The organism is Bacteroides sp. 14(A) (genome assembly GCF_000526555.1).
Lineage (GTDB): Bacteria > Bacteroidota > Bacteroidia > Bacteroidales > Bacteroidaceae > Bacteroides > Bacteroides cellulosilyticus.
Genome location: NZ_JAGH01000005.1, coordinates 607,503 through 620,104, shown reverse-complemented (window position 1 = coordinate 620,104; position 12,602 = coordinate 607,503). Strand labels below are relative to the sequence as shown.

The window sequence follows — 12,602 nt, the reverse complement described above, 5'->3', positions numbered from 1 at the left end:
CAACAGCAGAAAAGAAAAAGAAAAGCTACTGCTGATGCTGGTAATGATCCAAACAAATTCCGGCATTCATCTCACCGCATAAGAAACCTCATCCCGTAAGATTGTTTTTTCGCCCCACGAGATATTTTTTTCAGCTCATAGGGCAAAACTCTTTGTCCCATAAACTGAAGATCACCGGCTATGGAGACGAAAAAAACTTCTAAATTTTCTCCCGTCTTTCTTCCGTACTCCGCATCTTTTCCGTACCTTTGAACTCTCGAAAAGAAATAAAATAACGAACGATATGGAAAACAGAAGTTTAGTCACCATTGCCGAGCATAGCAAGGAAAAAATCCTCTACATGATCGAGATGGCGAAGCAGTTTGAAGCCCGTCCCAACCGTAGGCTGCTGGAAGGGAAAGTGGTTGCCACCCTCTTTTTCGAGCCGTCTACCCGCACAAGACTCAGTTTTGAAACAGCAGCCAACCGCTTGGGAGCCCGTGTAATCGGGTTTAGTGACCCCAAAGCAACGAGTTCTTCGAAAGGCGAAACCCTGAAAGATACCATCAAAATGGTGAGCAACTACGCCGATATCATCGTGATGCGGCATCATCTGGAAGGAGCCGCCCGCTATGCCAGCGAAGTAACCACAGTGCCTATCGTCAATGCCGGAGACGGAGCCAACCAGCATCCTTCACAAACGATGCTCGACCTCTACTCCATCTACAAAACCCAGGGTACACTGGAGAACCTGAATATTTTCCTCGTTGGCGACCTCAAATATGGCCGCACCGTACACTCACTGCTGATGGCAATGCGCCACTTCAACCCGACTTTCCACTTCATAGCTCCTGATGAATTGAGAATGCCCGAAGAATACAAAATTTACTGCCGTGATCATGGCATCAAATACGTGGAACATACGGACTTTACGGAAGAAACCATAGCAGATGCCGACATCCTCTACATGACTCGTGTGCAGCGTGAACGCTTCACTGACCTCATGGAGTACGAACGGGTGAAGAACGTTTACATCCTGCGCAACAAGATGCTGGAACATACTCGTCCCAATTTATGCATTCTGCATCCCCTGCCCCGCGTCAATGAAATCGCTTATGACGTAGACGATAATCCGAAAGCTTACTACTTCCAGCAAGCTCAAAACGGTCTGTATGCTCGTGAGGCTATCCTCTGCGATGTATTAGGCATTACACTGGATGAGGTAAAAGCCTAAATTGTACTTTGTAAATTGCTAAATTGTAAATTGAAAGATGAGCGAAAAAAAACAAGAATTACAGGTTGCCGCATTAGAAAACGGTACAGTTATCGACCATATCCCCTCTGAAAATCTGTTCACAGTAGTCTCTTTGCTGGGACTTGAACACATGAATAACAATATCACCATTGGCTTTAATCTCAAAAGCGGAAAGCTGGGTACTAAAGGCATTATTAAAATTGCGGATAAATTTTTCTGCGATGACGAAATTAATCGTATCGCCGTGGTAGCACCTAATGTGAAGCTGAATATTATTCGGGATTATGAAGTGGTGGAAAAACGTGAAGTTAGCCTTCCTGAAGAACTTCGCGGCATTGTAAAGTGTGCTAATCCCAAATGTATTACGAACAACGAGCCCATGGCGACGTTATTCCATGTAGTGGATAAGGAGAATTGTGTGATCCGATGCCATTATTGCGAGAAAGAACAAAACAGGAACGAAATTGAAATAATATAAGAGCTCGTAACTCTTTAGTCATGAAACAAGACTGGAAGCCCGGAACAATGATTTACCCGCTTCCTGCCGTATTGGTAAGCTGCGGAAGCATTCCGGAAGAATATAACATATTAACAATTGCATGGACGGGAACGATTTGTACGAACCCGCCCATGTGCTATATTTCAGTACGTCCCGAACGCCACTCCTACGAAATCCTGAAACGGAATATGGAGTTTGTCATCAATCTCACTACCAAAGATATGGCGCGTGCAACGGATTGGTGTGGCGTACGTTCCGGGAAAGACTACAATAAGTTTGAAGAAATGCATCTGACACCGGGAAAAAGCACTGTGGTCAATGCCCCTCTTATTGAAGAATCCCCTTTGTGTATAGAATGTCGTGTAAAGGAAATCATGTCACTCGGCTCGCATGATATGTTTATTGCCGATGTGGTAAACGTGCGTGCCGACGACCGGAACCTGAACCCGGAAACCGGGAAACTGGAGCTGGCGGAAGCTAATCCACTGGTTTATGTACATGGAGGATACTATGAATTGGGTGAAAAGATCGGTAAATTTGGCTGGTCTGTTGAGAAGAAAAGATAGTGATTAACGGTTAGTGGTAAGTGATGAACAAAGTTTTGAAAATATTTATCCTGTGCCTTTTGTTTTTCCCCGCTACAACGTGGGGGCAATCTCATCTTGTGCCCGGTACAGCGGTTGAAGAACCACTGAAGAAACATCACCATGATCGTCCGGTGAACTTCGGTATTAAAGGTGGTTTCACCTCTTCCCTCTTCCTTGTATCTAATCTTACATTAAACGGAATCACCATAGACGAGATGCAGAATAACTACAAGATAGGCTATTTCGGCTCTGTCTTTATGCGTATCAACTTTGAACGTCATTTCCTGCAACCGGAAATATCCTACAATATCAACCGCTGCAATATTACTTTCGAAAAACCTGCCGCAGAAGATGCTCCTTTGGAAATGGCATCTATAACTTCTGAAATCCACAGTGTAGACATTCCTGTGATCTACGGATATAATGTTATTAAGGAGGGGCCCTATAGTCTGGCTGTATTCGGCGGTCCTAAATTTCGTTATATCTGGAATAAAAAGAGCGAAGTTACTTTTGAGAATTTCGACCAGCAGGGAATCAAAGAAAGGCTGCGTCCGCTGAACCTTAGCTTCACCCTTGGAGTAGCCGTCACTATCTCCCGCATTTTCTTCGATTTCCGCTATGACATAGGAGTACATAATATATCCCGCAAAGTGACTTATGATGACGGCGTCGTCGAAGGTGATCCACCCGCTGACGAAATACGTTTCCACCGACGAGACAATGTTCTCAGCTTTTCCTTTGGAGTATTCTTTTAGAAAGTAAATTTCTGTCTTTTCTGACAGTTTATTCATTTTTTTACCGTAAATTTGTGCGCTTAATAAGAGAACACAGATTTATCAAACTTATCTAAGTAAGCAAAATGAAAAGAGACGATTTAATTTTCGATATCATCGAAAAAGAACATCAACGTCAGCTCAAAGGTATTGAACTGATTGCATCAGAGAATTTTGTAAGTGACCAAGTAATGGAGGCAATGGGCTCCTGTCTCACTAACAAGTATGCAGAAGGTTATCCCGGCAAACGTTACTACGGAGGTTGCGAAGTAGTAGACCAGAGCGAACAAATTGCTATCGACCGCATAAAGGAAATCTTTGGTGCAGAATGGGCTAACGTGCAACCCCACTCAGGCGCACAAGCTAATGCAGCTGTATTCCTCGCTGTATTGAATCCGGGTGACAAATTCATGGGACTGAATCTGGCTCACGGCGGTCACCTCTCACACGGTTCTTTAGTAAATACTTCCGGTATCATCTATACTCCCTGTGAATATAATCTGAATAAGGAAACCGGTCGCGTAGACTATGACCAGATGGAAGAAGTTGCTTTGCGCGAAAAACCCAAAATGATCATCGGTGGTGGTTCAGCATATTCCCGCGAATGGGACTACAAGCGTATGCGCGAAATCGCAGACAAAGTAGGTGCTATCCTGATGATCGATATGGCTCACCCTGCCGGACTGATTGCAGCCGGATTGCTGGAAAACCCTGTGAAGTATGCTCATATCGTTACTTCTACCACACATAAGACTTTGCGTGGTCCTCGCGGAGGTATCATCCTGATTGGCAAAGACTTCCCTAATCCTTGGGGCAAAACGACACCGAAGGGTGAAATCAAGATGATGTCTCAGTTGATCGACTCAGCTGTATTCCCGGGTATCCAAGGTGGTCCGTTGGAACACGTCATTGCATCAAAAGCTGTTGCATTCGGTGAAATCCTGCAACCCGAATTCAAAGAATATGCTGCCCAAGTGAAGAAAAATGCGGCCGTACTGGCACAAGCATTAATCGACCGTGGCTTTACAATCGTTTCCGGTGGTACGGATAATCACTCTATGCTGGTTGACCTGCGTAGCAAATATCCTGATCTCACAGGTAAAGTTGCTGAAAAAGCATTGGTATCTGCCGATATCACTGTAAACAAGAATATGGTTCCGTTCGATAGCCGTTCTGCATTCCAGACTTCCGGTATCCGTTTGGGTACTCCTGCCATCACTACTCGTGGCGCCAAAGAAGATCTGATGCTGGAAATTGCAGAAATGATTGAAACGGTTTTGTCCAATGTAGAAAACGAAGCGGTTATTGCCGAAGTTCGCGCACGCGTAAATAAGACAATGGAGAAATATCCGCTGTTCGCATATTAAGAAATTTGTTTTTACGAGTCAGCCGGTTTTGTTTTTTCCGGCCGACAGGTATATACATTTTTGAGAAAAAATGTATGTATATAAATGATTAAATATATAGTTAAATTGTAAAATGGTCCGTAGCCTTTGTGATAAAGGCTACGGACCTCTTTTTTTTACGCATTGACACTATTTTTGTTGTATTGAAAGGATACTCCTGCTTGCATTTCCCTATTTTTGGAAACTACATTTATTATTCACTTTAAAACTTTAATTACTATGTCAGAAAACATTGGAGTAGCTACAGGTAAGATTATGCTGAAAATTGTTATCGCTCTTTTTAAAGGTGTATGGAATGTACTGACCTTCGGGTTTAAAGCTTACAAAGGTCACCGGGACAAAAAAGACGCCGAAATGCGTGAACAGTTAAGACAGGTACAAGCAAACAACAATTCCCAAACTATTTAATTCTGCAATACTATGAGCTCAGCAAACAAGAAACACATGCAGGGTGGTATGAACACCACATACAGCAATGTAAATACTGAAGACGAAAGAAACAAAAAAGCGGAAGAACTATTGTTCCAGGCATGGGAAACAGCCGGATATCATGGACAGCCGGATGAAGATTATTATCCTCGAACAGCCCAGGAAACAAGGGATATGGAAGATCTGCTGACACAAGCGGAAGCAGCCATTGATGACCCGTCGGATACCGAACTAATGGAGGTAATGGCTGACACACGCGAAGTGCTGGAATGGTCCAAACAGCGGCATTGGACATTCGCATGGTGGATCATCATCTGTGTAGCCATTATGGGATGTTATTATTTCTATCAGGCCGGAAGCGAACAGGATTATGTAGCAAAGAGACAGGCGCTGACTGATGAGCAAGTGCAGACTGAACTTAGCGAAGCCATCACCCGGCAACAAAGTTACATTGATACTTATAGCCAAAAGTTGGCAGTAGATACCATTTCTGAAGAAACACGCAGTCTTTATGAAAAATATATGGAAAATGCCACTGAAGAAATAAAAGAACTGAAAGCATATAATGTGGAAACTTATAAAAAGCACCTAGTAGATCGTGCCGATGCCGGAGTATGGCGTGAAAGATGGGAAGCGATCTGGTGTTTTATCTGGATCGTGCTTTATATTTTCGCCTGCCGTCCACGTGGATATATGATTACTAAACGTCGCCATGAAGACAAAATGGCTACCGGTCTCAAAAAGATATTATTCGGCATTGCAGGAGCTTTAGTGGGTGCTGCCGGCGCTTTATATGTGACCACCACCATAACTAAATGGAGCGATGGAAGTAAAACCCGTGATGATGATAGCATGATTATCTATGCCATGAAGTTCGGTCTTATTACACTGGCTGTTATCATCGTTCTTTGGGCAGCACGTATTGTTATCGTGATTGCTACACTTCTAGGACTATTGAGAAACTACGACTGGAAACAGTTAGCCAAAGACCCGAAAGCCATGTTGAATGATTTGAAATAAATGGAAAGGGGATGCAAGTATATACCGGCATCCCCTATTTCTATATTTATTTCCGATAGTTAGCTCAATCCTTCTATATTTCCATCTACAATGTCGATGTGCATAGCTTGTGGCTCTTTGGGAAGCCCCGGCATGCGCAGAATTTCTCCGGCGATAGCAACAATCATTTCCGCACCGTTATTGATTACAATATCCTTGATATGAAATTCAAAGTTGTTCACCGCACCGTATATTTTCGGATCGGCAGAGAAAGAATATTGTGTTTTGGCAATGCAAACGGGATAATGACCAATGCCCATCTTCTCTATCAATTTGATGATTTTACGTGAATGGATACTGTAAGTCACCACACTGGCACCGTAAAGATTGCAAGCTATCTTCTCTATCTTTTGTTCTACACTGTCATTTTCACTATAACTGAAGTTCAAGGGTTCAGAAGGTTTCTTCTCAATAGTATCCACTACCAGATTAGCGAGCTCCACAGCCCCCTCTCCTCCTTCTGCAAAGGCATTATTGACAGCGAACCCTACACCTAACTTCTCTTCGCAATGCCGGCGGATTGCTTCTACCTCCTCGTCCGTATCACTGGCAAAACGATTGAAGGCAACCAGCACCGTCTGACCGAATGAATGTAGATTGCGTATATGTTTATCGAGATTGCCGAAGCCTTGTTGCAATCCTTCCATATTGGGTTCTTTAATACGATCCAGACTGACACCTCCATGCATCTTCAAGCCTTGTGCAGTAGCCACAATCACTGTCAGTTTAGGTTGCAACCCGCTTTTGCGACATTTGATATTATAAAATTTCTCCGCACCAAGATCGGCACCGAAACCAGCTTCCGTTACAACATAATCTCCAAAAGTCATTGCCATTTTCGTTGCAAGAATAGAGTTACAACCATGCGCAATATTTGCGAAGGGACCGCCATGAACAAAAGCTGCCGATCCTTCGGTTGTCTGAACCAAGTTCGGATTGATAGCATCTTTCAGCAAGACAGTGATGGCTCCTGCTACTCCTAACTCCTTCACTGTGAACGGGCAACCATCAAAACGGAAACCAAGGATGATATTCTCGATCCGTCGTTTCAGGTCGTCTATGTCCTTTGCCAGACAGAGAATAGCCATAATTTCGGATGCAGGGGTAATATCGAAGCCGGATTCTTCGGTAATACCGTTCGTACTGGGACCTAAACCGGTGACAATGCTACGTAAAGAGCGGTCGTTCACATCGAGCACGCGCTGCCAGATGATTTCTTTCAGCCCGAATCCGTCCGCCTGATGCTGATAAAGATAATTATCGAGCAATGCGGATATCATATTGTGCGCCGAAGTGATGGCATGAAAATCTCCTGTAAAGTGCAGATTTATCTTTTCCATAGGAAGCACCTGGGCATAACCGCCACCTGCCGCTCCACCCTTCATGCCGAAACAAGGTCCTAACGAAGGTTCACGCAAAGCAACGATGGCTTTCTTGCCGATCTTATTCAACCCCAATGCCAGACCGATGGAAACCGTAGTCTTACCAATACCTGCTTTGGTAGCAGTAATGGCAGTTATCAAAATCAGGTTACTTTTCTTCACTTTTTCTTCATCAATCAGATGTGTAGGGATCTTAGCAATATACCGTCCGTAGTTTTCTACTTCTTCGCGTGGAATACCTACATTCTCGGCTACCTGCTTAATCTTCTTCAGCTCTATGCTGCGGGCTATTTCAATGTCTGATTTCATACAGAGAACTTCTTTAAATAAAACTTTCTTTTTGAAAGCTACAAAAGTACGAAAAAGAGTGCAGATAGCAAGATTTTAGGGAAAGAAAGCCTCTGTTATCTTATTCAAGTGTCAAAGCGATACCTTCTACACGATCCGAGTTTGAACCTTCCGGCTCAACCATATCGAAAGAACGTGTTCCGGCAGGCAGTGGAGCGAAATAAAGAGTATAATCGGCCTCTCCACTTTCCGGCATATAGAATTTCTCCCCTAAAGGAATACCTTCCGAACGAAGAACCGGACATACAGTTCCATTGTCTGCTACTAACTGGATATTCTTCATAACTTGTATCCAATATTTGGGTATATAATAGGCACGAATCCGCAAGACCGTAGCAGTATCCGTCAATACTACCTGGCGGATTTCAGGAATATCGTTATTGCTTTTCTTCACCGTCGGGAAATTCACCACTTTATGTCCATTCTCTTCCCCTAAGCTCATCACATATTCGTCTGCATTCAGTAGGCGGCGAAGTTTTCGTTTCAAGCTGTGTGCACTATATCCGAACCATTTTTCTACAATGCGTCCTTCAGGTGAAATAAGGACATAATTTGGAATTCCACGTACTCCATACTTGGCAAATAATCCATTACTTCCTTTCAATTCATTCAGATTCTGCCAAGTCATTTCATGCGTTTTAGAGGCAGTTTCCCAACCTTTCTTGGTATCGATGCTCAGACTTACTATTGTCAGGCGATCTTTGTACATCTCAGCCACTTCCTTCATTTCGGGTAGAGCCATAAGACACGGACCGCAACCACGACTCCAGAAATCCAACATGATATATTTACCTTTAAAATCAGCCAAGCGGTGTACATTTCCCTCCAAGTCGTACAAATCAGCATCTGCCATTTCATCACCCACTTCCACTACTTGGGGAGGAAAGAGATATGTATATGTATTCATTGCCAAATCGGTCTGTTTTTCTTCATCGGTCAGTCCTTCATAAAGAGCAATCACTTCTTCTTTATAAGGATAATTTTCAGTATACTTTGCTGACATTGCCAACTTCTCCAATTGCTCCAGCCAAATATCGTCAACAGGAATCTGCTTCATACGTTTTATAGTGTTGGCATCAATACGGATCGTAATTTCATCTTCCAGCTTCCGTAAACTATCAGCTTGTGCACGTATCGCCTGTCTTTCTTCGTCCACCGCACTTCCTGCATACTTCCGGCGATATGCACGCTGCAACAAAGAATTGCGCTGATATTCATTCCACAATTCGCGTGAGTCGTTTATAAAAGCCTGATTAGCCACTTGTTCCGGAACAGTGCTTTTCACGTCCCAAGTTCGTATCAGTGTATTTTCACCGCTTATCCGTATATTATCTCCCGGACGCACCCAAAGCCTTAAACTCATGGAAGGAAACTTGTCACTTCTTCCCATCATATCCACTATTTCTGTTTCGTTCCCCAATGTTTCTGCCTGAAAACGAAAATGTCCGTTACGAATCGTATCAACACCGATACTGCTACCCACATTTCCATCTAAACGAAACAAAGTGATTAAAGCTCCGTCTTCTACATTCTTTACTTGCCCTTCTATTGTAAAAGTCCCTTGAGCTTGTGCCGCCCAAACACTTGTCATTAAGAACAGCGTTACAATCTCTTTTTTCATATACGTGCTGTTTAGTTATAAAATTATATATCTACGCACAAAACTATATGATTTCTCCGAGATCAGCAAATAAAATTACGATTATTTCGTAATTACCTGTTTCCTTTAATATTAAGCATCTATCACCGAGTATTTTTACTTTCAGTCAATATATATCCGTCCATCATCCGTATGATTCTTTCTGCTTCACGGGCGTTCTCTTCGGAGTGCGTTACCATAACAACAGTAGCTCCATCATGATTCAGCTCTTTCAGGAGATTCATCACTTCATTACCATTCGTAGAATCCAGATTTCCCGTAGGTTCATCGGCAAGGATAATGCGGGGGTTGGTAACAATGGCACGCGCTATAGCCACACGTTGCTGCTGTCCACCGGAAAGTTGTTGCGGGTAATGCTCGGTGCGGTGAGCTATCTGCATGCGCTCCAAAGCCTCATTGACACGCTTCACACGTTCACGGGTAGAAACTCCGGCATAGAGCAAAGGAAGTTCCACGTTTTCAAAGACTGTAAGTTCGTCTATCAGGTTGAAACTCTGAAATACAAAACCAAGATTTCCGTTACGCAGGTCTGTACGGTCGTTTTCAGAATAGCGGGAAACTTCCTGATCCATAAACCAAAGCTCGCCGGAAGTGGGGTTATCAAGCAAACCTATCATATTCAGCAAAGTAGATTTACCGCAACCGGAAGGTCCCATAATGGCAACAAACTCTCCCTGACTGATTTCTAAACTTACTTCATTCAATGCAGTGGTCTGTACGCTTTCCGTACGGAATATTTTGGTGAGGTTAATTATCTTAATCATAATCGTATATTGTATTGTTATTATCTTAAACATTTATTTATTCATATCTCAAGGACACTACCGGATTTTGCGAAGCCTTCCGCCAGGTTTGCCCAATGACCGTAAGCAAAGTAACCCCTGTAATGACTGCTCCTGCCAATATGAACAACCACCAACTTATGGCAGTCTGATAAGCAAATTCGCTCAGCCAACGGTACATAAGGTAATATCCAATGGGAGATGCCACAACAAAAGCAATTCCCACCCATTTCAGATATTCCATACAGAACATCTTTACAATCCGGTTGGAATGGGCACCGTTCACTTTACGCACACCGATTTCTTTTGTCCGCTGTTCCGTGGAGAGGGCAACCAGTCCAAATACACCCAGCATAGCTATAACGATGGCCAATACAGTGAAGAATAGCAACATCCGGCTTTGTTGATGTTCCTTGGTATAGTTCTTATTCAATGCATCGGAAAAGAACTGATAACTGAAATCCTTTACGAACAAATCATCCTGTACAGCCATCTCTTCGTATTTTCTCTGAATGAATTTCAGAGTCTCCTGCCGATGTTCGGGAGCTATCTTTATATGCATATACGATAATGCTTCCGGAGAATAATAAAGAATAGCAGGCTTTATCTTTTCGCGCAGAGACTGGAAATTGAAATCTTTCACCACTCCTACAATATGCATCTTGCCCCAAGTATTCATTTGTAACTCCATACCGATAGGATCAGCTACCTTCATACCCTTCCAGGCAGCCTCATTAATTACAATACCGGGATTCCTGTCTCCCCAGTATTTTCCAAAATCAGATTCCAGCAATTTCCCTTTTATCAACTCCAAACCAAATGTCTTACTAAAATCCCCATCGGCAAATACTATTACCATTTTTAGTGAATCTTCCTGCCCGTCTATATTTGTCCAACGGAATAGGCTACCGTCTCCATGGGCTTCACCTTCTCCAAGGCTCTCGATAGGTGCTCCCATAGATATACTTTTCACATTTGGATTTCTCAGTAATTCTTGCTTGAATCCAGCCACATTATACCACAAACTGGTATAGACGGATACCACATTTTCCTTGTCAAGTCCCAAATCTTTGTTTTGCATATAGTGGAGCTGTTTAAAGACGATAGCAGTCAGCAACATCAGCGTAAGAGCTATAAAAAACTGTATGCACACCAATCCTTTGATAAGTCCTCCTTTCTTTCCTGTTTTCTGTCCACCTTTAAAAGCAAGTAATGGATTGATGGAAGAAAGATAAAAAGCCGGATAACTTCCTGCCAGACAGCCTATTCCCACTATGCCGAACAATATATAAAAGAAGACAGCCCAACTCAGCCGCAGTGAGATTTCCGTATCCATGAACTTATTGAATAACGGCAACATCAATTCTGTCAAAGCTAAAGCCAATATCAGAGATATAAATGCCTGTACCAGACTTTCCGAAAGAAACTGTGAGATCAGAGTCTTTCGCTTGGCGCCTGTTATTTTGCGTACCCCTATTTCTTTATAACGCATGGAAGCCCGTGCCGTAGAAAGTGTTGTAAAGTTGAAGGCTCCCATAAAGATAACTAATATAGCCAGAGCTGTAAACAGATAAATAGTGGCCATGTTACCATGATTCTTTACGCAAGGATCGGGAAAAGTAGTATTCAGATGAATATCTTTGACTGATTGAAAACGCAACAAAGTTCGCTTTTCCCCAAACTTACTAAGCGCCCGACTCATGCTTTTCAATTCCTGCTGATACATTTTTCCTTCGTCACCAGCCTTCATCTTTACATATACATGGATACTCTCACGAAAATGATCCCAATTATGGCCCATCATCCCCATGCCATAAGCCTCCATCGGATAAACAATATCAAACTGGATATGGCTCTTTGAAGGTATCTTCACCACTGCAACTACATTATAGATTCTTTCTCTTCCATATCCGCTATAAGTTAATTTCTGTCCTACTGCCGGTTTCTTACCAAACATTTTCTGTGCCGTCAATTCCGACAAAACGACATTATCAGGATTATTACTTATATACTCCGGATTTCCTTCCAACACCGGAAAAGGAAATATTCGAAAGAATGCAGAATCAACATATAGCCCATGTCCGCTGATTTTTTTATGACTTTCCGTCTCAAATGTATGCAACTCTCCATACTTAATAGCTGTAGCTTCCTCTACTTGTGGAAAGTCTTCACGAAAGACTTTAGTAAGCGAACGTACCGTCGAAGGAGACTCCTTTATTTCCCCACTCGGCTCCCGTTTCACCTCGATAGTCCGGTAAACGCGATTCACCTCGGGAAAGCAGTCATCATACGTCAGTTCGTCTACTACCCAAAGGTAGATGAGGAACGCCGCCGCCATGCCGAATACAAAACCCAGCATATTGATGGAAGAAAACAAGAAACTCCGCTTTATAAGCCGAAGCGCAACTTTCACATAATGCTTTATCATCTGTTATTCTCCTAT

11 protein-coding genes are annotated in these 12,602 nt (G+C 42.9%); 7 read left to right on the top strand and 4 right to left on the bottom strand.

Annotation, left to right across the window (positions count from 1 at the left end):
* Positions 1-283: 283 nt before the first annotated feature.
* From pyrB to K429_RS0125430, 7 genes are all read left to right on the top strand, one after another.
* Positions 284-1,213, top strand: coding sequence for an aspartate carbamoyltransferase (gene pyrB / locus K429_RS0125460; RefSeq protein WP_007214026.1), 930 nt, complete (start codon positions 284-286; stop codon positions 1,211-1,213).
* Between the two features lie 37 nt (positions 1,214-1,250).
* Positions 1,251-1,712 (top strand): aspartate carbamoyltransferase regulatory subunit, encoded by a 462-nt coding sequence (gene pyrI / locus K429_RS0125455; protein WP_007214025.1) that lies wholly within the window; start codon positions 1,251-1,253, stop codon positions 1,710-1,712.
* 20 nt (positions 1,713-1,732) lie between these two features.
* Positions 1,733-2,299, top strand: a complete 567-nt coding sequence (locus tag K429_RS0125450) for a flavin reductase family protein (protein WP_007214024.1) — start codon at positions 1,733-1,735, stop codon at positions 2,297-2,299.
* 23 nt (positions 2,300-2,322) lie between these two features.
* Positions 2,323-3,075, top strand: a complete 753-nt coding sequence (locus K429_RS0125445) for a porin family protein (RefSeq protein WP_029328576.1) — start codon at positions 2,323-2,325, stop codon at positions 3,073-3,075.
* A gap of 104 nt (positions 3,076-3,179) precedes the next feature.
* A complete protein-coding gene (glyA, locus tag K429_RS0125440) occupies positions 3,180-4,460 on the top strand; it encodes a serine hydroxymethyltransferase (protein ID WP_007218378.1) in 1,281 nt (426 codons plus the stop codon).
* 258 nt (positions 4,461-4,718) lie between these two features.
* Complete coding sequence (locus tag K429_RS0125435) at positions 4,719-4,907, top strand: hypothetical protein (protein WP_029328575.1); 189 nt, start codon at positions 4,719-4,721, stop codon at positions 4,905-4,907.
* A gap of 12 nt (positions 4,908-4,919) precedes the next feature.
* Positions 4,920-5,948 carry a hypothetical protein gene (locus K429_RS0125430; RefSeq protein ID WP_155923479.1) on the top strand — a complete coding sequence of 343 codons (1,029 nt, stop codon included), beginning with the start codon at positions 4,920-4,922 and terminating at the stop codon, positions 5,946-5,948.
* Between the two features lie 59 nt (positions 5,949-6,007).
* Here K429_RS0125430 and K429_RS0125425 read toward each other — a convergent pair whose 3' ends face one another.
* From K429_RS0125425 to K429_RS0125410, 4 genes are all read right to left on the bottom strand, one after another.
* Positions 6,008-7,678: a formate--tetrahydrofolate ligase gene (locus K429_RS0125425; RefSeq protein ID WP_029328573.1), complete on the bottom strand. Its 1,671-nt coding sequence runs from the start codon at positions 7,676-7,678 to the stop codon at positions 6,008-6,010.
* Positions 7,679-7,778: 100 nt separating this feature from the next.
* Positions 7,779-9,338 carry a TlpA disulfide reductase family protein gene (locus K429_RS0125420; protein WP_029328572.1) on the bottom strand — a complete coding sequence of 520 codons (1,560 nt, stop codon included), beginning with the start codon at positions 9,336-9,338 and terminating at the stop codon, positions 7,779-7,781.
* Positions 9,339-9,460: 122 nt separating this feature from the next.
* Complete coding sequence (locus K429_RS0125415) at positions 9,461-10,141, bottom strand: ABC transporter ATP-binding protein (RefSeq protein ID WP_007218374.1); 681 nt, start codon at positions 10,139-10,141, stop codon at positions 9,461-9,463.
* 37 nt (positions 10,142-10,178) lie between these two features.
* Positions 10,179-12,587, bottom strand: a complete 2,409-nt coding sequence (locus K429_RS0125410) for an FtsX-like permease family protein (RefSeq protein ID WP_029328571.1) — start codon at positions 12,585-12,587, stop codon at positions 10,179-10,181.
* Positions 12,588-12,602 lie beyond the last annotated feature (15 nt).